This is a genomic window from Streptomyces sp. NBC_00341 (assembly GCF_041435055.1).
In the GTDB taxonomy this organism is placed as follows: domain Bacteria; phylum Actinomycetota; class Actinomycetes; order Streptomycetales; family Streptomycetaceae; genus Streptomyces.
Window position 1 is genome coordinate 6463852 of the sequence record NZ_CP108002.1, and the last position, 24037, is coordinate 6487888.

A 24037-nucleotide genomic window follows, 5' to 3' on the forward strand; every position below is an offset into this window, starting at 1 on the left:
CGCACACAGGCGCCCCCGTCCGGAAGGGCGGGGGCGCCTGTGCATGGGGGGCAGTGGTGTGCGGGTGGGGCCTCAGTAGATCGGGTCGACGGTGGGGCCCTCCTGGGCCAGCAGATCGCGGGCGAACTGCTCCCACTGGGCGTAGGCGTCGGGGAAGGCGGACACCTGCACGGCCTGGCACACCTCGCCCGGCGGCCTGGTCTGCCAGTTCGCGATCTGGATCAGGCCCGGATTGCTGCCGAACGGGGCGACCCCGTAGAAGGACTTGGACGACGTGGGGACGTCCGTGATCTGCTCCGGGGTTCCCCAGCCGGTGCTGGGCCGTTGCTGGAAGATGCCGAGTGAGTCGTGGTCGACCGGCGTCAGGTAGTTGACGAACTTCGATTCCTGCATGGCCGTCATCAGCGCGATGACCTGCCCCTGCTCGGGGATCTGGGCGCCCTTGCCGACGCCGATGACGGTACGGGCGTTGGCGAGCTCGGCCGGTCCGAGGTCGGCGGCGACCGTGAAGACCGTCCGCAGTTCGCTGTCCGGAGCCGCCTGGAGCGACCGGGCGGTCGCCGCGTCGACCGTTCCGGTGGGCCGGAGGCCGTGAGCAGCCTGGAACGAACGCAGTCCGTGGTGGGGGGTGGGTGCCGCCTGGGCGGTGGCCGGGACGGAAAGGAGTATTCCGGCGGTGGCCGCGACCGCGACCATAAGCTGAGCCATTCTCTTCTGTCGCATGAATGCACGGTGTCGCGGACCCCAATGTGGCGTCAAGAACCTTGTCGGTCAATGGAGTTGGCGGGCCGCCATAAACCGGCTGTCCTCCCAGGTGAGGGAGCCGGAAACTATGGGGAATAAAGCGGAATTCGTGGTCGGTGGGCGTGTGCCGTCACCGGTTCGACCAATGGAGCAATTCCCATTTGTTGCCCGTTGTCGTAAGTGCTTGATGTGAACGCCTGTTTGCGAGACGGGTGTTCGTAAGTCGATGGGAATGGGCTGATGAATCACATCACCCGCTGGACGGCGTGATCTGCGTCGGATGCGCCGCCCTCGGGCCGTGTCCGCGCGGCCCCGCACATGGCAGGGCCCCCGTCCCGCCCGGACGGGGGCCCTGCCGGTCTCCGTGGGGGGAGGTCAGGAACCGACGCTCACCGTGAAGCGGCGCGGGTTGCCGTCGTTCGCGGCGCCCGAGACGTCCGGCTCACCGTCGGGGCGTACGTCGTCGTAGGGGAAGGCGTAGCCGATCGGGCTGTTGGCGTGCACGATCCGCGACCAGTGGTTGGTCACATCGCCCTTGTAGTAGTCCGCCACCGTGGTGCCGTTCGGCTGGTCCGGGTGGCTGAGCATGATCGACCGGTTGAAGCCGGCCGCGATCCGCGCCAGCAGGGCCTTCTTGTCGTCGTTGTCCGCCGGGTTGTTGGCGAACGGGCCGCCGTTGCAGGTGAAGATGTCCTGCGAGGTGGGCTTGGAGAAGGTGTGCCCGCCGTCGAAGGTCAGGGTGTCGCCGCTGACCCGTCCGGCGAGGACGCCGCGTCCGCCCTGGAGGTCGATCCGCAGGTCCGTCGAGCGGTACTTCTCCCAGACCTCGTCGACCTGTGCGGTGAACAGGTTCCCGAACGGCATGTCGCCGCCGCCGGACGACGCCATCAGGTTCTGCGGCGAGATGACCCGCAGCACGTTGCCGTCCGAACCGCGCTTCACCAGCTGGTCCCAGGGCTGTCCGTCGGCGGCGGCCTGGGCGGTGAGGTCGTCGGCGATCTTCTGGACCGCGCCGTCCGGGAGCGGGGCCACGGTGTGCGTGGTGTCGCCCTGCAGGGTCAGGCCGATCGGCAGCGCGGTCACCAGGTCGACGTAGCTGATGTTGGCGTACAGCTGCTGCGGGTTGAAGGTGAACTCGCAGAACGACCAGGTGCGCCCGTAGTTCGCGTCCGTGGGCGTGGCGAAGGCCGGTTCGACGAGGGAGGGGCCCGGGTTCAGGAAGAAGTCCAGGGTGTCGTCGTGCACGAAGTAGACCCGTGCCCCGTACATCTGGGGGAGCGTCACGACGACGGGTGCGGCGCCCGCCGCGTTCAGCGGGATGGCGCAGTCCACCGGCAGCGGGGTCTGCGGCTGAGCAGGGGACTCGGGGTGGTAGACGCTGCCGTCGGCCCGCAGCAGCACCCACCGGTCGGTGCCCTGCTCGTGGCCGGTGACGTAGGCGTTGACCTTGCCGGACAGGGATTTGTTCTCCAGGGCCAGTTCGCAGGTCGCGGCGGCCGCAGAGGCGCGCGGGCTCAGCGCGCTTCCCCAGACGGGGTAGGTGAGTGCGGTCGCGGAGGCGGCGATGCCGCCTGTCAGGAACAGTCTGCGCGAAATCACGAGGGGACTCCTGAGGCGTGGGGGGTGGGGATGTGGGGAGGTGGGGGGTGGTGAACGGTGGGGGACAGGAGGGTCGCGGACGGCGCGGCGGTGCGGGGAGGTGGAACGAGCGCGTCCGCGGTGCGCACCACTCTCGCGAGGGCTGCGGCGACCGTCAAGACTTGTGACTGAGAGCGCTCTCAAAAATCGAAGGTCTTCACAACTCGACGCCCTGCGCCACTACTTGGCGTGTCCGCTCCCTCCCTAACCGCCCACCGTGATCAACATCTGAACGCGGGGCCGGTACTGCGGCCCCCACACCCCACGTGGGCGTACTTGGACTTACGCAGAGCGGTTGTTGGACTGGAGGGGCCCTCGGAGCCGTACGTCGTTGACGGTGTCCGGACACGGCGACTACGCAGAGCACATGTCGCCAAGATTCACTACGGCGGGCGCTGCTGCCGCCGCCTCAGCCGCCGTCCTGGCTCTGGTGGGGACCGCCCTCCCCGCCTCAGCCGCCGCCCCCGCGCCCGCCGCGGCCGAATCAGCCGTCCCGGCGGGCGCCGTCATCGCCTCCGCGCAGCTCGCCGTCGCCGTCGCGGACGACTTCCCGCGCGTCCTGACGTACACCGACCGGGCCTCCGGGAACCAGCTGTCCGGCTCCACCCGGCCGGTCACCTCCGTCACCCTCAACGGCACCGCCCACGACGTGAAGCTCAAGGGCGCGCCCGAGGTCACCAAGTCGGCCGCCCGCTACACGCTGACCTTCACCGATCTGCCCGGCGTCGAGATCGACGCCTCCCTCTCGGTCTCCGGACGCGCCACCACCTTCAAGGTGACCGCCGTCCGCGACACCACCGCCTTCCGGGTCGGCACGATCGACATCCCCGGCCACGACCTCGTCTCCGTCGCGAGCACCGACGCCGGGGCCGCCACCGCCTTCACGAAGCTCGACCCCGACTCGACGAAGACCGCCGACGTCTTCGCCAAGGTCACCGACGCCACCAAGGCCGACACCGCACCCGTCGGCGGCACCTACGCGATCGTGAACACCGGATCGCTGGCGGCCGCCGTCGAGTCCAACTCCTCGTACGACAAGCCGGCCGGCGCCACCGGCGGCGACGACGCCCGCTTCTGGCACCAGGCACGCAAGGCCGACGACGGCTCCACCCGGGTCGGCGTCTGGTCCGGCCAGTGGACCTACCGCGGCGACGGCGCGCCCGAGCCCGAGAGCGGCGACAACCTGCCCTGGGCGAAGGTCGTCGTGACGCCCGACGCCAACGGCGACAAGACCGTCGACTGGCAGGACGGCGCCGTCGCCTTCCGCTCCATCGGCGTGGTCGCACCGGGCAGCGAGGACACCGCGGACCGGGTCGTCACCCACATCCCGTTCAACTTCGCCAGCCAGGCCACCCACCCCTTCCTGCGCACCCTGGACGACGTCAAGCGGGTCTCGCTGGCCACCGACGGCCTCGGACAGCTCGCGCTGCTCAAGGGGTACGCCTCCGAGGGCCACGACTCCGCCCACCCCGACTACGGCGGCAACTACAACAAGCGCGCCGGCGGGCTGAAGGACCTCAACGAGCTCCTCAAGGACGGCAAGAAGTGGGGCGCCACCTTCGGCGTCCACGTCAACGCCACCGAGGCCTACCCGGAGGCGAAGGCGTTCGACGAGAAGCTCGTTGACAAGTCCAGCCCCGGCTGGAACTGGCTGAACCAGAGCTACTACATCGACCAGCGCCGCGACATCAACAGCGGCGACCTGGCCAAGCGCTTCCAGCAGCTGCGCGACGAGACGGACAGCAACCTCAGCATGCTGTACATCGACGTCTACTACACGCACGGCTGGATTGCGGACAAGACCCTCCAGTCCCTCCAGAAGCAGGGCTGGAACGTAGCCAGCGAGTGGGCCGACAAGTTCGAGCGCGGCTCGCTCTGGTCGCACTGGGCCAATGACCTCGACTACGGCGGCGCCACCAACAAGGGCCTCAACTCGCAGATCATCCGGTTCATCCGCAACGACGAGAAGGACGTCTGGAACAACGACCCGGTCCTCGGCCAGAGCGCCATCGACGAGTTCGAGGGCTGGACCGGCGAGACCGACTGGAACTCCTTCTACGACAACATCTGGCAGCGCAACCTGCCCGCCAAGTACCTCCAGCAGCAGAAGATCACCCGCTGGGACGGCAACGACATCACCTTCACCGGCGGCGTCAGCGGCACGGTCGAGGACGGGAAGCGGACCTTCTACGACCACGGCCGAAAGGTGCTCAGCGGCACCGACTACCTGCTCCCGTGGGACGGCGGCAAGAAGCTCTACCACTACAGCGAGTCCGGCGGCACGAGCAGTTGGGCGGTGCCCTCCAAGGGCGCGTACACCGTCTACAAGCTCAGCGACAACGGCCGCGTCAAGACCGGCACGGTGCGTCCGGTGGACGGGAAGATCACGCTGAAGGCCGAGGCCGGGCAGCCGTACGTCCTCTACCCGGACAAGGCGCCGAAGGCCGCCGACGCCAAATGGGGCGAGGGCACCCCGGTCGAGGACCCCGGCTTCAACGACGGCAGGCTGTCCGACTGGTCGAAGACCGGCACCGCCGTCCGCGACACCGACAGCCAGGGCCGCAACAGCGCGAAGCTCTCCGGCAGCGGCACGGCCGCGCTCTCCCAGAGCATCGGCGGACTGAAGCCCGGCGCGCGCTACACCGCCTCCGCCCTGATCGAGGTCGAGCCCGGAAAGACCCGGCACACCACACTGTCGGCCGGCGGGAAGTCCGTGGCCGTGGACCGCTCCACCGCCAAGGACCAGGTCGCCGCGTCCGACTGGCACGACACCTACTTCCAGCGGGCCAAGGTGAACTTCACCGCCCCCGCCAACGGCCGCACCACGCTGCGCGTCGAAGCCGCCAAGGGCAGTGCGGCGACCGTCCGCGCCGATGACGTGCGCGTCGTCGCCAACGCCCCCGCCACCAAGAAGAACACCGTCGTGTACGAGGACTTCGAGGACGTCGACCAGGGCTGGGGCCCCTTCCTCAAGGGCGACGCGGGCGGCTCCACCGACCCCCGCACCAGCATCTCCCAGCTGCACGCCCCGTACACCCAGGCCGGCTGGAACGGCAAGCTCATCGATGACGTGCTCGGCGGCAAGGAGTCCCTCAAGGCCCACGAGGAGAACGCCGGGATCGTCTACCGGACCGCCCCCTGGACCGTGCCGATGGCCGACGGCCACCGCTACAAGGTCGAGTACGACTACCAGTCCAGCCACGCCGGCGCCTACGAGTGGGTCGACGGCTACGACCGGATCACCGCGGACGGCAAGCCCGACTCCGTACAGACCCGGTCCACCGCCATCGGCGCCCAGCACACCACCGGGCACTTCACCGAGACCGTCACGGCGGGCTGCGGCGACACCTGGACCGGTCTGCGCAAGCGCGACGACGCCCCAGAGGGCGCCGACTTCGCCCTCGACGGCTTCACCGTGACCGACCTCGGCAAGGCGCCCGCGGGTGAGCAGGCCGCCTGTGGCACGCTCACCGTCAAGCCGGACGCCGAGACGCTGGAGCCGGGCACCGCCAACACCGTGAAGGCGAGCTTCACCAACTACGAGGCCACCGGCGTCACCGGGGTCTCGGTGGGCCTGACCGTCCCCGAGGGCTGGAAGGCCGAGCCGGTGGGCCCCGTCACCTTCGACGCGGTCGCGGCCGGTGCGAAGGTCACCGGAAGCTGGCAGGTCACCCCGCCGGTCGACGCCAAGTACCAGACGTACCAGCTGGGTTCCGAGGCGGCCTACACGGTCGGCGGCGCGCAGCGGAAGCTCGGCGCGCAGGCCTCGGTGCGGACCCTGCCGCCGCCGCCCACCACCGACAGCTGGGCCAGTGACCTGGACTGGACGGCCTCCGAGAACGGCTGGGGACCGGTCGAGCGCGACCTCTCCAACGGCGAGACCGGCACCGGCGACGGCACCCCGCTGACCATCGGCTCCACGGTGTACGAGAAGGGCCTCGGCAGCCACGCACCCGCGAAGGTCCGCTACTACCTGGGCGGGAAGTGCACCTCGTTCACCGCCGAGGTCGGCGTGGACGACGTGCAGAAGAGCGCCGGCAGCGTGCAGTTCTCCGTGACGGCGGACGGCACGGAGAAGGTGAAGTCGCCGGTCCTCAAGGCCGCTGACAGCGCCTGGTCGCTGACGGCGGACGTCACCGGCGCCAAGTACGTCGAGCTGATCGCCGGTGACGGCGGCGACGGCAACGGCAACGACCACGCCGACTGGGGCAGCGCCCGCTTCCACTGCGGAAGCTGAACGGCTCCACGAGGGGAAGGGGGCGGACCGTCATCGGTCCGCCCCCTTCCCCGTCGTAGTAAGCGCGTGCTAGACCAGCCCTCGTCCGGCCCCTCTGAACGACTTGCACACCGGAGGTTGCTCGTGCCACTTCTGCCCGCCTGGTCACGCCGTGCCTTTCTCGCCACCGGCAGCGCCACCGCGCTGGGCCTCGCGCTCGCTCCCGCGGCCCGCGCGGACGGGGCCGAAGACGAGTTCGAGACGCTCCGGCTGCGCTGGAACGACCTCTCGCTCGGCACCGGCTACGACCCGGCCGCCGAGCCCTACGCCTCCCGGCTCGCCGGCACCGGCGAACTCGCCGAGGAATTCCGCTCGACGATGGCTCCCGCCACCGACTCGCTCTGGGCCGGACACACCTTCGACCCGCCGGCCGGCATCACCTGGAGCTACACCCGGCTGTGGACGATGACCCAGGCCTACGCCCAGCAGGGCACCGGACACACCGGGAACGCGGATCTGCTCGACGCCGTCGTCCGGGGCCTCGACCACCTCTCCACCACCGTCTACAACCCGTCCACCGCCCCGTACGGCAACTGGTGGGAGTGGCAGATCGGCAGCCCGCGCCTGCTCATGGACATCGTCGCGGTGCTCCGCGACGAGCTGGGCGAGGAGCGCGTGCAGGCCGCCTGCGCCGCCGTCGACCACTTCATCCCCGACTCCGCGCTCACCGACTACAGCGGCACCTCGACCGGCGCCAACCGGGTCGACCTCTGCCGTTCGGTGGCCCTGCGCGGCGTCCTCGGCCGCGACGGCGCCAAGACGGCGCTGGCCCGCGACGCCCTCTCGCCCGTCTTCCCGTACGTGAGCGAGGGCGACGGCCTCTACGCCGACGGCTCGTTCATCCAGCACACCTGGATCGCCTACTCGGGCACGTACGGGCAGGTCATGCTGGACGGCCTGGGCCGGCTCTTCGCCCTGCTGGCCGGGTCCACCTGGGAGGTCACGGATCCGGGCCGCCAAGTCATCCTGGACAGCGTCGAACACGCCTACGCGCCGCTCATCCACGACGGCCTGATGATGGACAGCGTCAACGGCCGCGCCATCAGCCGGGGGCTCCTCAAGAGCGACGAACTCCAGGTCATGCGCAGCGACCACTTCCACGGCCAGGGACTGATCGCGGCCGTGGCCCTGCTGGCGAACGGTGCCTCCGCCGCCGAGCGCGACCGGTGGAACGGCATGATCAAGGGCTGGATCGAACGGGACACCGTCAGCCCCGTCCTCACCGCCCCGCAGTTCGGTGTCGCCGACCTCGCCCGACTGCACGCGGCGGCCGACGCACCCGTCCCCGCCGCGCCGGAACCCGTCGGGCACACCCTGTTCGCCGCCATGGACCGGGCCGTGCACCGGCGCCCCGGCTGGGTCGCCAACCTCGCCATGTCGTCGGAGCGGATCAGCTCCTACGAGTGCGGCAACGGCGAGAACCCGCGCGGCTGGCACACCGGGGCCGGAATGCTCTACTGGTGGCAGGGCGCCGACGGCGGCGGCCAGTACACCGACTGGTTCTGGCCCACCGTCGACCCGTACCGGCTGCCCGGCACCACCGTCTCCACCAAGCGGCTCGCGGACCGGGCCGGCGGCGAGTGGGGCGAACCCCGGCCGGACACGCGGTGGGTGGGCGGCGCGCACGACGGCGAGTTCGCGGCGGTCGGCCAGCACGTGAAGGGCCTGGACTCCACCCTGGAGGCCCGCAAGTCCTGGTTCTGCGCGGCGGACACGGTCATCTGCCTCGGCGCGGGCATCACCGCCGCCGACGGCGTGCCCGTCGAGACCGTCGTCGACAACCGCAACCTGGGCCCGGACGAGGGCGCGCAGACCCTCACCGTCGAGGACCGCGAACGGCCCCGCTGGGCCCATCTGGAGGGCCACGGCGGCTGGGTGCTGCCCGGCGGCGCGGCGCTGCACACCCTGCGCGAGGCCAGGACCGGCGCCTGGTCCGACATCAACACCACCAGCTCCACCGAGCGGCGCACCCGCCACTGGCAGACCCTCTGGCTCGACCACGGCACCGACCCGGCCGCTGCCGGCTACCTCTACCTCCTGATGCCCGGCGCCTCCCGGCGCACCGTCGCCGCCCGCGCCGCGGACCGGCACTGGCTGACGGTGCTCGCCAACACCGCCGCCGTACAGGGCGTCTCCGTCCGCTCCCTCGGGCTGACCGCCGCCAACTTCTGGCAGCCGGGCACAGCCGGACGGCTCTCCTCGACGGGGCCGGCCAGCGTGCTCGTCCGCGAGGGCCGGGGCGCGTCCACGATCCGGATCAGCGCGCCGGAGCGCAGCGGCACACCGTTCGAAGTGGTCTGGGACCGCCCGGTGCGCGAGGCCGTCCCGGCGGATCCGGGCATCGAGGTCCGCGCCACCGGCCGGCGGCTGGTGCTCGGCGTGGACCCCGGGAAGGCCGGTGCCACGCTGAGGTGTGACCTCCGGTAGCCACCGTGGAGTGATCCGGCGGCCGGAGTCTGCCGGGAGTCTGGGAAGGATGGCCGCCGCACGCGTACGCTCAGGAGCCATGGGGGAGTTGAGAGCGGACTGGCGGCTCCGGTTACGCCGCGGCGGTCCGGACGGCGAGGTGTGCGGGGCCGGGGTGCTGCTCACCCAGGACCGGATGCTGACCTGCGCGCACGTCGTCCGGGAAGCGGACGCCCGGATGTGGGTGGAGTTCGCCGAGAACCCCGGGATCCCGCCCGTCGCCGCCCGGGTCGCGCCGGACGGCTGGCTGCCCGGCCGGGACGGCTCCGCCCGCGAGGACATCGCCGTACTCGCACTGGACAGCCCCCGCCCGCAGGCGGCGCCCGCGCCGCTGGGACGGCGGATGGAGCGTGGCGGTGAGGTGTGGATCGGCGGCTACTCCCAGGCCTTCGACGACGGCATGTGGCTGACCGGCCGGATCAGCGGACTGCACGGCGCGTGGGTGCAGCTCGACGCCGGCCGGAACGTCGAGGTGGTGCGCCCGGGGTTCAGCGGCGCGGCCGTGCAGACCCGGGGCGAGGGACCGCACACCGACCGGGTCGTCGGCCTGGTGGTGAGCTGGCGCGGGGATCTGGAGCTGGAGCTGCCCGACGACAACGACCTGGCGTTCTCGTACATGATCCCGGTCGACCGCATCGCCGACCTCGTCCCGCTGGTGGCCGAACTGAGCGGGCCCGACGGCTGGGACAGCGGACTGTCCGAGCGGCTGCGCGACTGGTTCACGGGCGTCGACCAGCCCGCGGTACGGGTCGGAGTCGTCCCGCACGGCGGCGGCCGGGACCGCACCCTGCTCCACCAGCTCCACCGGGCCCACCTCGTCCACCGGTGCGGCCGCACCCGGCCGGAGGAACTCGTCGAGACGCTGGTTGCGCAGCTGCGGCCGCCCCGCCACCAGCGCAACGCGTACCGCGACTGGCTCCTGGAGGGCGGTGACGAGCCGGAGCGCTCGCTCGCCGGCCGCCCGGCCGGATCGGGACCCGTGCTCGCCGTGATCGGCCTGGACGAGGACCCGGACCCGGGCGCGCTGGTGCCCCTGCTGGCGCGCGTGCGGACACTCGGCTTCCGGCTGCTGGTCATCTTCCGCAGCGGCGAGGGCGCGGTACTGGAAGAGGTGGCGCGCGACCTGCTGGTACCGGCCCTCGACGAACGGGCCGAGGAACTGGTGCGCGGGACCGAGCGCTTCGAACGGGAGTGGGTCAGGCTGAACGGCCTGCTGGACTCGGCGTCCATGGCCCCCCGCCCCGATACCGACGCCGCCACCCGCCGCCGTCAACTGCGCGCCCTGCGCTCACTCGCGGACCCGCGCGAACAACTCGCCGCGCTGAAACAGCTGTTACGTGAGCTGCGCGCCGACCTCGACGCGCGGTCCCGCTCCTTACCCGCGCGGCTGCCGGGACAGCGCACCGGCCCGGGTCCGGCGGCGGGCCCATGAGAATCCCCTGCCCGCACCGCCGGTTCACCGGAGCCCCCTGCGACGGGGCCGTCCAGCCCACCGGCTACTGCGACACCTGCGGCCGCGACGAGGCGGGCCCCGGACTGCCGCCGCTGCCCGCCGCCCCCGAGGAGCACGGGCCCGCCGGACTCCTCGAACTCCCGCTGCTGGAGCCGGGCAGCCCGGCAGAGCGGCTCAGCGCCGCCGAGCGCCCGGTGCGCATCGTGATGACGTGCTCGGCCAAGGCCTGCGGGGTGGCGTTCGTCCCGCCGTACACCGTCACGTCACCGCCGCAGGAGGGCCACTGCCCCCGCTGCGGCGCCCCCTACTCCTACCGCCCCGAGCTGACCAAGGGCGGCCCGCCGCTCCAGGACCAGTACCTGATCCGCGGCCCCATCGCGCACGGCGGCCAGGGCTGGGTCTACCTGGCGGAGGACACCCACCTGGAAGACCTCGTCGCGGTCAAGGGGCTCCTCAACCGCTACGCGGAACGCGGCGCGGCCCAGGCCGGTGAGGAGCGCCGCAGCCTGGTCGCCATCCGGCACGAACGCATCGTCCAGATCCGCGACTTCGTCAGCACCCGCAACGCCGACGGCACGGTGTCCGGCGGCTACATCGTGATGGAGGACGTCGGCGACCGGACGCTGTCGGCCGTCGCCGAATCGACCCGGCGGGGCGAGTTCGTCCTCGACATCGAGCACGTCATCACCTACGGCTGCCAGATCCTGGAGGCCCTCGCCCATCTGCACGGCATGGACTTCCTGTACGGCGACATGAAGCCGTCCAACGTCATCCACCACGGCGACGGCATCAAGGTCATCGACCTCGGAGGGGTCCGCAAGGCCGGTTCCACCGACCCGCCCCCGGTGATCACCCCCTGGTTCGCCGCCCCGGAGACGGACGGCGTCTCCCCGCTGACCGTCGCGCACGACCTGCACACCGTCGGCGTCACCCTCGCCGAACTGGCCGGCTGGGCGGTCGGGGACGACGTGCCCGGACTCGGCATCAGCTCGTTCCGGCTGGTGGTGGAGCGGGCCACCGCGCGCGATCCGGAACGCCGCTTCGGCTCCGCGGAGGACATGGCGGGGCAGCTGCGCGGCGTGCTCCGCGAGATCCGGGCCCTGCGCGGCAAACGCGACCAGCCCGAACCCTCCGAGTACTTCGGCCCGGCCGGCCAAACCCCGTCCACCGAACTGCTGGGCGCCCGGCTGGGCTCGGTGCCCGACTACGCGCACTGGCTGCGCCGCCCGCTGTACGGCCGCCGGGAGACACCCCGGTCGCCCGCGCTCGACTCAGGACTGCCCACCCCGACCGAGATCGCCCGCCGGCTCCCGGTGCCGCGCCCCTACCCGGGCGACCCGCAGGCGGCCCGGTTCGGGGTCAGCAGCTACGACCCGGGCCAGCCGCTGGCCCAGCCCTCCCGCGGAGAGCAGTCCGTGGAGATCTGCCTGCACAACGCCCGGCTGCTGCTCGGCCAGGAGGGCGACGAGGCGCTCGCCGCCGCCAGGGAACAGGTCGAGGCGGCGGCCGCCATACCGGGACCGGGACCGGTGCGGGAGTGGCGCCTCAGCTGGCACCGGGGACTCGTCGCGCTGCGCGGCGCCGATGTGCTGGACGAGCGCGGGCCGATGCTCGAAGAGGCCCTGGAGCAGTTCTCCGCCGTGCACCGGGCCCTGCCCGGCGAGTACGCGGCCAAGCTGGCGCTCGCCTACGGCGCGGAACAGCTCGGTGCGGACGGCGCCGCCCCGGCCGGGCGCTCCGCGTACGAGCTGTTCCGCGCCGTGCACGCCCGCAACCCCTCGCACGTCGGCGCCGCCCTGGGGCTGGCCAGGCTCGCCCTGGCACGCGGCGACCGGGTCGCGGCCATCGAGGTCCTCGACCTGGTGCCCGACGAGTCGCGCGACCACACCGTCGCGCGGATCGCCGCCTTCCGCATCCGGGCGGGGCGGCTCACGGCCGGCGAGCGGCCACTGCCGCAGGAGGCGGACATCGACGCCTGCCTCGCCCTGCTCGCCCCTGCGTCCGGCGCGCACCCCCCGCTGGTCGCGGGCGACGAACCGGCCTGGCTGCTGCGGACCGAGCTGTACGAGTGGAAGCTCGACGCGGTCCTGGCCGCTGCCGGCGGGTCGAGGCCACCCGGACGGTGGGCGCGGACGGGCCTGCCGCCCCCCGCCGTGCCCGGGGAACGGGCCGTGCGGGTGGAACTGGAGCAGTGCTACCGCTGGCTGGCCCGGCAGCGGCAGGCCACGGCCGAGTACGAGCGGCTGATCGACCTCTCGCACGCGGTCCGCCCGCAGACCCGCTCCTGACGCCCGCCCGCAACGACTTCACTGGAGGCAGTCCCTTGGGCGCTACCGACACCTCGCCCGCCCCGCGGCTGCCCGTCGGCCTGAAGGTGTCCGTGGACGTCCGGCGCGATCAGCAGCCGCACCACGACGCGCGGATCGACGCCCACCTGCGGGTCAAGGCGGTCGGTGTCGGACCGAGCGAGGAGATGCCCGCCGTCGAACTCGCCGTCGTCATCGCGCTGGACGTCGCCGCCGGGCGCCGGGAGGCCGCGGCCGCCGCCCTGGCCGCCGCACTGCGCGCCCTGCCCGACGGGCTCTCGTTCACCGTCCTGGGCGGCGCCGACGCCACCGGGGCCCCGACCGGCTGCTATCCGCTGCGTGGCCGGTGGGCGCTGGCCGACACGGCGGAGAAGCGCCGGGCCGCGTTCAGCACGGGCCGGATCGCCCCGGCCGCCGGGGACCGGCCGCCCGTCGGGTACCCGGTCTGGCTGGCCGCCGCCCGCGAACTGTTCGGTGAGCGCCCGCTCCCGGTACGGCACCTGCTCCTGATCACCGACGGAAGCAGCGACGACGGAACGGGCGCCCCTGACCTGGACGAGCCGGGCCCGGACGACAGCGCGCTCAGCACCGAACTGGGGCGATGCGCCGGGCGGTTCACCGCGGACGTGCTCGCGCTCGGCGGCGACTGGGACCCCGCGCCGCTGCTCGCCGTCGTGGAACGGCTGCACGGCAGCCCCGTCGACGCGCCGGACCGGTTCGGCCCCGCCGTCACCGAGGCCGTGCGGCGGCTGCGCCGGGTCCGCAGCCCCGAACTGCCCGTCTCGGTCCGGGTACGCCCGGCGGTGCGCGAGGTGACACTGACCGAGACCGCCCCCCGCCGGCAGCTGCTCGACGCGGTGCACCGGCCGGACGAACCGCGCCGCTTCGACTTCCCCACCCACCAGTGGGAGCCGGGCACCCGCGACTACCTCCTCACCCTGCGGGTCGACGCGAGCACCGACCCTCTTGGCGTGCTGCTGCAACTGGCCACCGTCTCCGTCGGCGACTCCACCGCCCCGCTCCTGGTCCGCTGGCTGCCGCCCGGCGTCGCGGTGGGAGCGGCGGCGAGCGGCGGCGGGGGCGGCACCCTCCAGGCGATGAACGTCGCCACCCAGATGCGGACCGCCCTGGACCGCGGATACCTCGCCCTGGACCCGCTGGCCCGGGGCGAGGCCGAGCAGCAGTTCGGCCTCGCGGTCAGGCTGGCCAACGAGATCGGCGCCGACTGGGTCCTGGACAAGGTCCGGGAGGTGGCCGAGATCCTGGAGGGCTCCCGGGGCGTGGTCCGGGTCGGCCCGACCGTGGACCCGGCCACCGTGCGCCGGGGCCGGCTGCACATCGCCTCCGACCACCTGCTGGACCTGCCGGAACACCCCACGGGAAAGCCGCCGACCTGCCCGGAGTGCCACCACCCCGCCGGGCCCCTCGCCCGGTACTGCATCGCCTGCGGAAGGCGGCTGTGATGCCCCGGCCGACCCGTCGCACCCGAACCCTGCGGCCCCGCGGCTCCCGCACCAGGCGGCTGCTCGAACTGCACCTGGTCGTCCTGGTGGTGACCGCGATCGTCTCGACGACCCTCCTGCTCGCCTCCTACCGCGAGGTGCAGAACTCCGCGGGCGAACTGCGCACCCATGGCGCGCCGGCCGTCCAGGGAGTCTCCGCCACCCAGCTCGCCCTGCTCCGCGCCCACCAGGAGGCCGAGGCCTCGGCCCACCAGGGCATCGACAACGTGATCGGCGCCGGAGCCCGGTACGAGAACCAGCTCTCCGCCGCCGGCCAGGGACTGTCCCGGCTCTCCGACGTACAGATCGACGGCGAACGCGGCCGGGGAGTAGTCAAAACGGTCAACAGCCTGCTGACCTCGTACAGCAGCTCGATGACGCCCGGCTCCGTCAAGTACGTGGACGACGACTTGATGCAGCGGGAGAAGTTCGAGGAGGCCGAACGCATCCTCAGACGGCAGGGCACCGGAGTGGTGCCACGCCTGGACGTCCTGCAGCAGCACCAGATGCAGCGGGTCGGCAGGGTCAGCTCCATGGGGACGCTCCAGCAGACCGGCTGGGCGGCCGCCGAACTGGGCCTGCTGATCATGGCCCTGACCTCGCTCTCGGCGCTGTGGGTACTGCGCGTGCGCTGCGGGCGCAGCCACGACTCCTGGCTGCTGCTCGCGCTGCTGGCCACGGTCGCCCTGGCCGTCGTCCCGCTGTGGGCGACCACCACCACCCAGGTACGGCTGGACACCGCCCGCGAACGGCTCGTCGAGATCGAGGCACGCGCCCATGACACCCACGACCTGGCGGCCGCACAGCGGGACGTCACGGAGAAGTCCACGGCTCTGCGCGGCGGGCTGGCCGCCCAGCGCTGGCAGAGCTGGACCTACTACGGGGCCCTGGGCGGCGGCGCGCTGATCGTCCTGCTGCCGGCCGTCGGCATCTGCCGACGGCTCAACGCCGACTACTGGAGGGCCGGATGACCCGGCTGAACCGTGCCCTGCTGCTCGTCCTGGCACTGTTCCTGACCGCCGCCGGCTGCGGGCTCTCGGCCCCCGGCGGCAGCGACGAGGAGCCGAAGGTGACGATCCTCGGCCCGTGGACCGACGACCAGGAACGGCACTTCAAGCAGGTGCTGGACGGCTTCGGCATCCCGTACACCTACCAGGGGACCGCCGCCACCCGCGAGGTGCTGCTCGCCGAGGTCCAGGCCGGCAACCCGCCCGACATCGCGATCCTGCCGGGCGTCGGTGAGCTGGTCGAGTACGCCGAGGAGAACCGGCTGCAGCCGCTGACCGGTCTGTACGAACGCGACGAGTACGGGAACCCGTGGCGGCCCGGGGCGCAGGGCATCGCGGACGACCTGTGGGTACCGCTCAAGGCCGACCTCAAGTCGATCGTCTGGTACCGGGAGAGCGAGCCCCCGGAGCCGGCCCCCGCGCCGCTGAGCGCCTGGTGCATCGGCATGGGCGACGACGGCGCGTCCGGCTGGCCCGGCAGCGACTGGATCGAGGACCTGATCCTCCAGCGTGCGGGCCCGAACCTCTACGAGCGCTGGGCGACCGGCGACCTGGCGTGGACCGACGAGCGCGTCAGCAGCGCCTGGACCACCTGGGCCGGGCTGCTCGCCCAGGACCGGAGCGCCGCCCGCGACGCGCTCCTCGCCGATCACCGGGGCCGGGTCGGCGGGCACGGGCTGCTCTTCGGCGGCGGCTGCGACCTGGAGCACCAGGGCTCCTTCGCCCGCGCTTTCTACGGGGACCGCAAGGAGGCGGCCGGTTTCATGGACTCGGCGCCGCTGCTGCCCGGCGGCCCGTACCGGGTGCAGGCCCACGAGGTGGCGGCCGACTTCGCCGCGCTGTTCGGCCGCAGCGGCCGGGCCCGTGACATGATCAGGCGGCTCGCCTCCCGCGAGGGCCAGGAGGACTGGGGGCGCAAGGGCGGGGTGTTCTCACCGAACGCGGCGGTCCCGGCCAAGAAGGGCCCGGTCGAGAAGGAGATCAGCAGGCGCTTCACCGAGCAGCGGGTGCCGCTCTGCCTGGACGCCTCCGACGTGATGCCGGCCGCCGTGCGGGACGCGTTCTACGAGGCGGTGCTGCTGACCGTCGCGCATCCGGAGGAACCGGTACGGCAACGGCTGGAGGACATCCAGAAGGTCCAGGACGCCCAGTCGTCCGACACCCCCCGGCTCACCGGGGTGTGCGGCAGACCACAGTGAGCGCCGGGGATAACCCTGTTGGTTTCCCACAAAAGGGGAGGGGTGCGGGCTGGTACTTCGCCTGCATGGAGCAAGGCTTCTGTCAGGCTCCACCAGGAAACCGGGCAGGAGACTGTACGGAGTCGACGGCAGGATTTTCTTGCCGGACTTCGTAGGGTCGGTACATGACCGTTGTGGACGAAACCCAGGGCGAGCCGAGCGACACCCGTGGCCGGGTGGCGGAACTGCTGGCGCTGCGTGAGCAGGCCCGGCGCGGGCCCAGTGACCGGGCGACCGAGGCGCAGCACGCGAAGGGCAAGCTGACGGCGCGTGAGCGCATCGAGCTGCTCGTGGATCCGGGTTCGTTCAAGGAGGTCGAGCAGCTGCGCCGGCACCGGGCGACGGGGTTCGGTCTGGAGGCGAAGAAGCCGTACACCGACGGTGTGATCACCGGTTGGGGCACGGTGGAGGGCCGGACGGTCTTCGTCTACGCGCACGATTTCCGGATCTTCGGCGGAGCGCTGGGTGAGGCGCATGCCACGAAGATCCACAAGATCATGGACATGGCCATCTCGGCCGGTGCCCCCCTCGTCTCGCTGAACGACGGCGCCGGTGCCCGTATCCAGGAGGGCGTCTCGGCGCTGGCCGGGTACGGCGGCATCTTCCAGCGCAACACCCGGGCCTCGGGTGTGATCCCGCAGATCAGTGTGATGCTCGGCCCGTGCGCGGGCGGCGCGGCCTACAGCCCCGCCCTGACGGACTTCGTGTTCATGGTCCGCGAGACCTCGCAGATGTTCATCACCGGTCCGGACGTCGTGAAGGCGGTCACCGGTGAGGAGATCACCCAGAACGGCCTCGGCGGCGCGGACGTGCACGCGGAGACCTCGGGCGTCGCGCACTTCGCGTACGACGACGAGGAGACCTGCATCGCGGAGGTCCGCTACCTGATCGGGATGCTGCCCTCGAACAACCGTGAGAACCCGCCCGTGGTCGAGAGCGACGACCCGGCCGACCGGCGCGGTGACGTCCTGCTGGACCTGGTGCCGGCCGACGGCAACCGCCCGTACGACATGCACAAGGTCATCGAGGAGCTCGTCGACGACGGCGACTACCTGGAGATCCACGAGCGCTGGGCCCGCAACATCATCTGCGCGCTGGCCCGCCTCGACGGCCAGGTCGTGGGCATCGTCGCCAACCAGCCGCAGGCCCTGGCCGGTGTCCTGGACATCGAGGCGAGCGAAAAAGCCGCCAGGTTCGTCCAGATGTGTGACGCGTTCAACATCCCCATCGTCACTCTTTTGGACGTACCCGGCTTCCTGCCCGGTGTGGATCAGGAGCACGGTGGAATCATCCGGCACGGGGCGAAGCTGCTCTACGCCTACTGCAACGCCACGGTGCCGAGGATCTCGCTGATCCTGCGCAAGGCCTACGGCGGTGCGTACATCGTCATGGACAGCCAGTCCATCGGCGCCGACCTCACCTATGCCTGGCCGACCAACGAGATCGCGGTGATGGGTGCCGAGGGCGCCGCCAACGTCATCTTCCGCCGTCAGATCGCCGAGGCCGAGGACCCCGAGGCCATGCGGGTCCGCATGGTCAAGGAGTACAAGGCCGAACTGATGCACCCCTACTACGCAGCCGAGCGTGGCCTGGTCGACGACGTCATCGACCCCGCCGAGACCCGCGAGGTCCTGATCGCCTCACTGGCCATGCTCCGCAACAAGCACGCAGACCTGCCGTCCCGCAAGCACGGCAACCCCCCGCAGTAGTCCGCAGCACTTCCGAGAAGACGGAGAGACACCCATGACCACTGCCGCCGAGTCCGTGCTGCGCGTCGAGAAGGGTCTGGCCGACCCCGAGGAGCTGGCCGCCATAACCGCGGTCCTGCTCGCCCGCGCCGCCGCCCAGCCCGCCACCGCAGCCACCCCCGCCCACCGGGGCCGCGACACAGCCGGCTGGCGCCGCCTGGAACGCACCCCCGGCTTCCGAGCCCCCCACAGCTGGCAGGGCTGACCCCTCCCAGCCCGTCCGGCCCATTCAGGCCCGAGCCGGCCAATCCGAGCTTGAGCCGGCCACATCAGGACTTGGCCGGCCGTCTCAAGCCCGTCCGGCGATTGAGGACAGAGCACGGCCGAAGGCCGGGCGCACCACAACGAAAGGCCCCGCACCCCCCAGCAAAGGGTTGCGGGGCCTCACGCGTACCCGGCAAAAGACCTACCGCAGCCGCGCCATCAACGCATGCTCCACCAACGTGATCAGCGCACTCTTCGCATCCGCCCGATGCCGCGCATCCGTAGTCAGAATCGGCGTGTCCGGCCCGATCTGGAGCGCTTCGCGGACTTCGTCGGGGGTGTAGGGCTGGTGTCCGTCGAAGCCGTTGAGGGCGATGACGAAGGGGAGGCCGCTGTTCTCGAAGTAGTCGACTGCGGGGAAGCAGTCGGCGAGGCGGCGGGTGTCGACGAGTACGACGGCGCCGATGGCGCCGCGTACGAGGTCGTCCCACATGAACCAGAAGCGGTCCTGGCCGGGTGTACCGAAGAGGTACAGGATCAGGTCCTGGTCCAGGGTGATGCGTCCGAAGTCCATGGCCACCGTCGTGGTGGTCTTGTCCCCGGTGTGTGTGAGGTCGTCGATGCCCGCGGACGCGGACGTCATCACGGCTTCGGTGCGCAGCGGATTGATCTCCGAAACAGCACCGACAAACGTGGTTTTACCCACGCCGAAGCCCCCTGCCACCACGATCTTCGCCGAGGTAGTGGAGCGGGCCGCTCCGCCGCTAGAGCTTGCGAAGTCCACTGAGCACCCTTTCGAGCAGTGTCACATCTGGCTGGCCGCCGGCGGACTCTTCGCCGCCGGGCTGGTGGATAGCGACGAGTCCGGCCTCAGCCAGGTCGGCTACGAGGATCCGGGCAACGCCGAGAGGGATCGAGAGCAGGGCCGAGATCTCGGCCACTGACTTGATCTCGATGCATAGCCGGCAGATCCGCTGGTGCTCGGGCAACTGCCCTTGCAGCCGGGACGGATCAGCCGTCGTACTGACCAACGCCTCAATGGCGAGTTGGTAGCGCGGTCGGGTCCGTCCACCTGTCATGGCGTACGGACGAACCAGCGGATTGTGCGCGGCGGGAGCGGACGGCTCGGGGGCCCACCGCGGCTGCACCGGCTCGATGCGGGGCGGCGGCTGCGGTGAGTCGTACCGGTGCGGCCGCTGCGGCCGCTGAGGCTGTTGCGGCTGCTGGGGCCAGTCGTCCGAGCCGCGTGCGTCCTGCTGCGGCCAGTCGTCGGCACCCTGGGTACGCCGGGGCTGCCGGAACGGCTGAAAAGGCTGCTGTCCGCCCTGTCTGCCGGGCGGAGAGGGGAAGTCGAAGCCATCGCCCCTGTGCTCACCCGGTACCTGCTGACCACCGTTGAACTGGTGCCCGCCTGGGGGTGTACCCACGATTCCTCCTCCGCCTGCCGGTCCCGGTCCCAGTGGGTCCGCGCCACCGCACCCTATGGCGCGGTGACGCGAAACGCACTGTCTGTCTACTAGTTAAGAAGGCTTCCCTGAAGTTCGGCGCGGAGGTCCGGGGTGAGGACACCGCCGGCGCGATCCACAAGAAGCGCCATTTCGTACCCAACCAGACCGATATCGGCGTCCGGGTGTGCAAGAACGGCCAAGGAAGATCCGTCGGAGACGGACATGATGAAGAGGAATCCTCGCTCCATCTCCACAACTGTCTGATTCACGGCGCCGCCCTCGAAGATCCGGGAGGCGCCCGCGGTCAGCGAGGTCAGACCGGAAGCGACAGCAGCAAGCTGGTCGGCGCGGTCACGCGGAAATCCCTCGGACATCGCCAGCAGGAGTCCGTCGGCGGAGACCACCACCGTGTGCGACACCCCGGGGGTGTTGTCCACGAAGTTGGTGATCAACCAGTTCAGATTCTGCGCCGCCTGGCTCATCGGGCTCACACTAACGCTCCTGGTTGTAGGTATTACTGCTGTCCGAACCCGCGTTACGTCCCCGCAGGACGCCCCGCCGCAGGTTGCTCAACCTGCCACGCACGTCCTCCGGGGCGCGGGAGACCTGGGGGCCGCCCTGCTGGGTCTGCTCGGCCGTGCCCTCGACCAGGTTGGCCTTGGGGACGCGTCGGGGAAGACCGGAGGGGGTGACCCCGCCCGCCTTCGGATCCCGGAGCTGCTCGGCCCGCTCCCAGCGTTCGTCGTTCGCCGACCGCCAGTCGTCCGTCCCGTCGTCCGCACCGTCCGGCTCCTGCTCTGCGGACAGAGGCTGCTGAGGCGGTTCCTGCGACGGCTCCTGCGCGGCGGCGGGCCGTTCGTTCCCGCGTCCGGTGGGCTGCCAGTGCTGCTGGCCGCCCCGGCGCGGCAGACCGGCCTCGGTCATCTCGTGGCCGGAGTTCGGCACGGGGCCCGAACGGTCGAAGCCTACGCTGTCCGGCGATTCGGCGGGGGCACTCCCGACAGATTCCGGTTCGGCCTGGACCGGGGCTTCGTAACCACCCTGATAGCCACCCTGAACCGGCCACTCCTCCTGCTGGGGCTGGGTGGAGTACTGCCCGTCGTAAGCCTGCTGAGGTGTCTCGGGGGCCGGGTATGCCGACTCCGGATAGCCGTTCTGCCCCTGATAGTCGGGCTGTTGGACGTAGCCGGTCTCACCGCGGAACGGGTCGTAGCCGCCCTCGTACACCGGCTGTCCGTACTGCTGCTGCTCCTGCTGCCCGTCCTGCTGCTGCGGCTCCGGGGCGTACGGGCCGTCCTGCCGGGGTTCCAGCGCGTACGGGTCCGCCGCGAAGGGAGCCTCTTCGTACGCCGCTTGCGCGTACTGCTGCTGGGACTCCTGCTGCGGGAACGGCGTCTGCTCCCCGGTGCCGGTCTGCGTCTCCAGGGCCGCGCGGCGCTCCTCGCGCATCAGCGAGCGGCCCACCGGGTCGAGCTGTGCGGCTTCCTCCGACCCCTCGCCGTAGCGGGAGTCGTCGAAGCCGAGCTCGGCCGCCGTACGCAGCTGGGGCTGGAGCGGCGGCGCGTCGAACGCCTGCTGCTGCGGAATGATCGAGGAGACCGTGAAGTCGTCCTGCGAGGGCGCGCCCCCGCCACCGCCACCGTGGGTGATGGCGTCGGGCAGCATGACCAGCGAGGTGGTTCCGGCCTGCTCGCCCGAGGGGCGCAGCTGGACCCGGATGCCGTGCCGGTCGGCGAGCCGGCCGACCACGAACAGGCCCATTCGCTGGGAGACCGCGGCGTCCACCGTCGGCGGGTTGGCCAGCTTGTGGTTGATGTCGGCGAAGTCCTCCGCGGTGAGGCCGATGCCCTTGTCGTGGATCTCGATCATCACGCGGCTGTCCGGCAGCCGGGTCGCGGTGACCCGCACCTTGGTCTGGGGAGAGGAGAACGTCGTGGCGTTCTCCAGTAGCTCGGCCAGCAGGTGGACGAGGTCGGTGACGGACTGGCCGTGGATCTCGCTCTCCGGCACCCCGGAGAGCTCGATGCGCTCATAGGACTCCACCTCGGAGGAGGCGGCCCTGAGCACGTCCACCAGCGGCACCGGCTGGTTCCAGCGGCGGCCGGGCTCCTCGCCGGCGAGGACCAGGAGGTTCTCGCCGTTGCGGCGCATACGGGTCGCGAGGTGGTCCAGCCGGAAGAGGCTCTCCAGCTGGTCGGGGTCGGCCTCGTTGTTCTCCAGGTCGGTGATGAGGGTCAGCTGGCCCTCGATGAGCGACTGGTTGCGGCGCGACAGGTTGGTGAAGATCGCGTTGACGTTGCCCCGCAGCATGGCCTGCTCGGCCGCGAGCCGGACGGCCTCGCGGTGCACCTGGTCGAAGGCGCGGGCGACCTCGCCGATCTCGTCCTGGCTGTTGATCGGGATCGGCTGCACGCGGGTGTCCACCCGGCCCGGGTCGGTCCGGGACAGCTGGTCGACGAGCGAGGGCAGCCGCTGCTCCGCGATACCGAAGGCGGCGTTGCGCAGCCGGCGCATCGAGCGGCTCATCTGGCGGGCCATGAGCCCGGCCAGGATGAACGCGGCCAGCAGGGCGACGATCACGATCGCGGCGTTGACGATGGCGTCGGTGCGGGCGCTGGACGAGATGTCCGCGGCCTCGGTCACGGCCTTGTCGACGAGCTCTTCCTCGACCGTGGTGTATCCGTCGAACTTCGCGGTGGCCGCGGCCATCCAGGTCTCGGGGGTGATCCCCTTCGCCTTGAGCTGGGCGGGGGTCCGGCCCAGCCCGAGCTGCTGGGCCATGCCGTCGTAGACCGAGCCGTTCACGGTGGGCGGCGTCACGAACGCGACCCCCGCCGCGTCGGCCTTCTCCTTGGCGGACTTGACCTGGGCCGCGCCCTCGGACGCCTTGCCCGCCATGACCTTCTTCAGCCGGGCCGCGTCGCCCTCCGTACCGCCGGAGACGAACTCACCGAGGGCGATCTGTTCCAGGTAGTTGTACGAGCCGAAGGCCTTGACCTGGTCGTTGAACTTGCCCTTCTCCTGGCTGGGCCGTACCAGGAGGTGCATGCCGATGGAGCGCTGAAGCGATTCTGCAGCCTTGGCCAGCTCGATCGCGTAGACGGTACGGCCGTAACTGGTGATGTTGCCGGTCCCGAGACCGAGCTCGTTGCAGAACTCCATGAGGGAGTGCTGGACCTGGACGTAGCCCTCTTCGGTCTTCACCGGGTCCATGGCCTCGGCGTAGGCGGCCTTGCGCAGATCGGGAAGGGTGGGCTCCTCCAGCCGGAACAGCTTGAGGCGCCGCTCCAGGCCCGCCTTCCTGGGCATGTCCTTCACGGCCGAGTCGAACTTGTCGGCGGCCGCGTCGGTGGTGGCCCGTACCTCGGAGACGGCCGCCGCGTCGCGCTTGTTGGAGAGCAGCGGCTGGGCGCTGAGGTCGCGCTCGTTGAGCAGCGCCTGGCCGTACTCGGAGGCCGCCCGCACGATCAGCGCGGTCTTCTCGGCGTCCTGGGCCTCCTGCCAGGTGTCGATCGACCCCTTGACCTGGAAGCCGCCCATGACCAGCCCGACCAGTACGGGGATCAGGAGGATCGCGTTCAGCCGGGTGGGCACCCGCCAGTTGCGTGGGGACATCCGGCTGGTGCTGCCACCGGCGGGGGTCCCTCCGGACACGTCGGCGGACGACGCCGCGGCGCGCGGCGGGGTGAAGTTGCCCCGCTCCGGCTGCGCCGTGGAGCCCTCGTTGTTACGCCTCACTCGACCAACAACCTCTCGGCGTCGGCACCTACGTTGTGCCGTGTTTGTTCAGGGCCGTGCTACTCGGGAGTTCGTCGAATTGCAGCACGTGGAACGGCCGCGTTCCAAACAGTCGGAACCGGTGATTCCAAGTGGCGCAGGCCTCAGATAAAACGGGCATAAAGAACGAGCCCCGCCAAAAGGCGGGGCTCAGTTGAGCGCAGTGGTACCGCGCGTACGCATCGGGTGTCGACCGTGAGGTAATTCTCTTTCGAAACGTTATGAACACG

15 protein-coding genes are annotated in these 24037 nt (G+C 71.2%); 9 read left to right on the forward strand and 6 right to left on the reverse strand.

Annotation, left to right across the window (positions count from 1 at the left end):
* Nucleotides 1-72: 72 nt before the first annotated feature.
* Together OG892_RS29200 and OG892_RS29205 are read right to left on the reverse strand one after the other, a co-directional pair.
* Complete coding sequence (locus tag OG892_RS29200; RefSeq protein WP_371630691.1) at nt 73-723, reverse strand: peptidoglycan-binding protein; 651 nt, start codon at nt 721-723, stop codon at nt 73-75.
* A gap of 396 nt (nt 724-1119) precedes the next feature.
* The gene (locus OG892_RS29205) at nt 1120-2343 is read right to left on the reverse strand and encodes a glycoside hydrolase family 64 protein (protein WP_371630692.1); all 1224 of its coding nucleotides are present in this window, start codon (nt 2341-2343) and stop codon (nt 1120-1122) included.
* Between the two features lie 406 nt (nt 2344-2749).
* On the opposite strand from OG892_RS29205, the gene OG892_RS29210 reads away from it, so the two are divergent.
* The 9 genes from OG892_RS29210 (at nt 2750) to OG892_RS29250 (ending at nt 18583) form a co-directional block, all read left to right on the forward strand.
* Nucleotides 2750-6619, forward strand: coding sequence for an endo-alpha-N-acetylgalactosaminidase family protein (locus OG892_RS29210; protein WP_371630693.1), 3870 nt, complete (start codon nt 2750-2752; stop codon nt 6617-6619).
* Nucleotides 6620-6751: 132 nt separating this feature from the next.
* Nucleotides 6752-9085, forward strand: coding sequence for a polysaccharide lyase 8 family protein (locus tag OG892_RS29215; protein WP_371631711.1), 2334 nt, complete (start codon nt 6752-6754; stop codon nt 9083-9085).
* A 79-nt stretch (nt 9086-9164) separates the two neighbouring features.
* Nucleotides 9165-10556, forward strand: coding sequence for a serine protease (locus OG892_RS29220; RefSeq protein ID WP_371630694.1), 1392 nt, complete (start codon nt 9165-9167; stop codon nt 10554-10556).
* On the forward strand, nt 10553-12865 hold the full coding sequence (locus tag OG892_RS29225; RefSeq protein WP_371630695.1) for a tetratricopeptide repeat protein: 2313 nt from the start codon (nt 10553-10555) through the stop codon (nt 12863-12865). Before OG892_RS29220 ends, OG892_RS29225 begins: the two co-directional genes overlap by 4 nt.
* Before the next feature lie 35 nt (nt 12866-12900).
* Nucleotides 12901-14346, forward strand: coding sequence for a hypothetical protein (locus tag OG892_RS29230; protein WP_371630696.1), 1446 nt, complete (start codon nt 12901-12903; stop codon nt 14344-14346).
* Entirely contained in the window at nt 14346-15356 is a 1011-nt protein-coding gene (locus OG892_RS29235) for a hypothetical protein (RefSeq protein ID WP_371630697.1), read from the forward strand. The genes OG892_RS29230 and OG892_RS29235 overlap by 1 nt, the downstream gene beginning before the upstream one ends.
* Complete coding sequence (locus OG892_RS29240) at nt 15353-16591, forward strand: carbohydrate ABC transporter substrate-binding protein (protein ID WP_371630698.1); 1239 nt, start codon at nt 15353-15355, stop codon at nt 16589-16591. The genes OG892_RS29235 and OG892_RS29240 overlap by 4 nt, the downstream gene beginning before the upstream one ends.
* Before the next feature lie 164 nt (nt 16592-16755).
* The gene (locus OG892_RS29245; RefSeq protein WP_073738721.1) at nt 16756-18339 is read left to right on the forward strand and encodes an acyl-CoA carboxylase subunit beta; all 1584 of its coding nucleotides are present in this window, start codon (nt 16756-16758) and stop codon (nt 18337-18339) included.
* Between the two features lie 34 nt (nt 18340-18373).
* Nucleotides 18374-18583: an acyl-CoA carboxylase subunit epsilon gene (locus OG892_RS29250; RefSeq protein ID WP_073738722.1), complete on the forward strand. Its 210-nt coding sequence runs from the start codon at nt 18374-18376 to the stop codon at nt 18581-18583.
* 201 nt (nt 18584-18784) lie between these two features.
* Here OG892_RS29250 and OG892_RS29255 read toward each other — a convergent pair whose 3' ends face one another.
* From OG892_RS29255 to OG892_RS29270, 4 genes are all read right to left on the reverse strand, one after another.
* Nucleotides 18785-19366, reverse strand: a complete 582-nt coding sequence (locus OG892_RS29255; RefSeq protein ID WP_014048542.1) for an ATP/GTP-binding protein — start codon at nt 19364-19366, stop codon at nt 18785-18787.
* On the reverse strand, nt 19347-20009 hold the full coding sequence (locus OG892_RS29260; protein WP_073738723.1) for a DUF742 domain-containing protein: 663 nt from the start codon (nt 20007-20009) through the stop codon (nt 19347-19349). Before OG892_RS29260 ends, OG892_RS29255 begins: the two co-directional genes overlap by 20 nt.
* An 89-nt stretch (nt 20010-20098) precedes the next feature.
* The gene (locus OG892_RS29265; protein WP_037779127.1) at nt 20099-20512 is read right to left on the reverse strand and encodes a roadblock/LC7 domain-containing protein; all 414 of its coding nucleotides are present in this window, start codon (nt 20510-20512) and stop codon (nt 20099-20101) included.
* 10 nt (nt 20513-20522) lie between these two features.
* Nucleotides 20523-23768 (reverse strand): nitrate- and nitrite sensing domain-containing protein, encoded by a 3246-nt coding sequence (locus tag OG892_RS29270; protein ID WP_371630699.1) that lies wholly within the window; start codon nt 23766-23768, stop codon nt 20523-20525.
* Nucleotides 23769-24037: the final 269 nt, after the last annotated feature.

Excerpts from the sequence above, each read along its gene's own strand:
- OG892_RS29200 (WP_371630691.1), bottom strand. The coding sequence starts at position 723 with ATGCGACAGAAGAGAATGGCTCAGCTTATGGTCGCGGTCGCGGCCACC.
- OG892_RS29210 (WP_371630693.1), top strand. The coding sequence starts at position 2,750 with ATGTCGCCAAGATTCACTACGGCGGGCGCTGCTGCCGCCGCCTCAGCC.
- OG892_RS29220 (WP_371630694.1), top strand. The coding sequence starts at position 9,165 with ATGGGGGAGTTGAGAGCGGACTGGCGGCTCCGGTTACGCCGCGGCGGT.
- OG892_RS29225 (WP_371630695.1), top strand. The coding sequence starts at position 10,553 with ATGAGAATCCCCTGCCCGCACCGCCGGTTCACCGGAGCCCCCTGCGAC.
- OG892_RS29235 (WP_371630697.1), top strand. The coding sequence starts at position 14,346 with ATGCCCCGGCCGACCCGTCGCACCCGAACCCTGCGGCCCCGCGGCTCC.
- OG892_RS29240 (WP_371630698.1), top strand. The coding sequence starts at position 15,353 with ATGACCCGGCTGAACCGTGCCCTGCTGCTCGTCCTGGCACTGTTCCTG.
- OG892_RS29245 (WP_073738721.1), top strand. The coding sequence starts at position 16,756 with ATGACCGTTGTGGACGAAACCCAGGGCGAGCCGAGCGACACCCGTGGC.
- OG892_RS29250 (WP_073738722.1), top strand. The coding sequence starts at position 18,374 with ATGACCACTGCCGCCGAGTCCGTGCTGCGCGTCGAGAAGGGTCTGGCC.
- OG892_RS29265 (WP_037779127.1), bottom strand. The coding sequence starts at position 20,512 with ATGAGCCAGGCGGCGCAGAATCTGAACTGGTTGATCACCAACTTCGTG.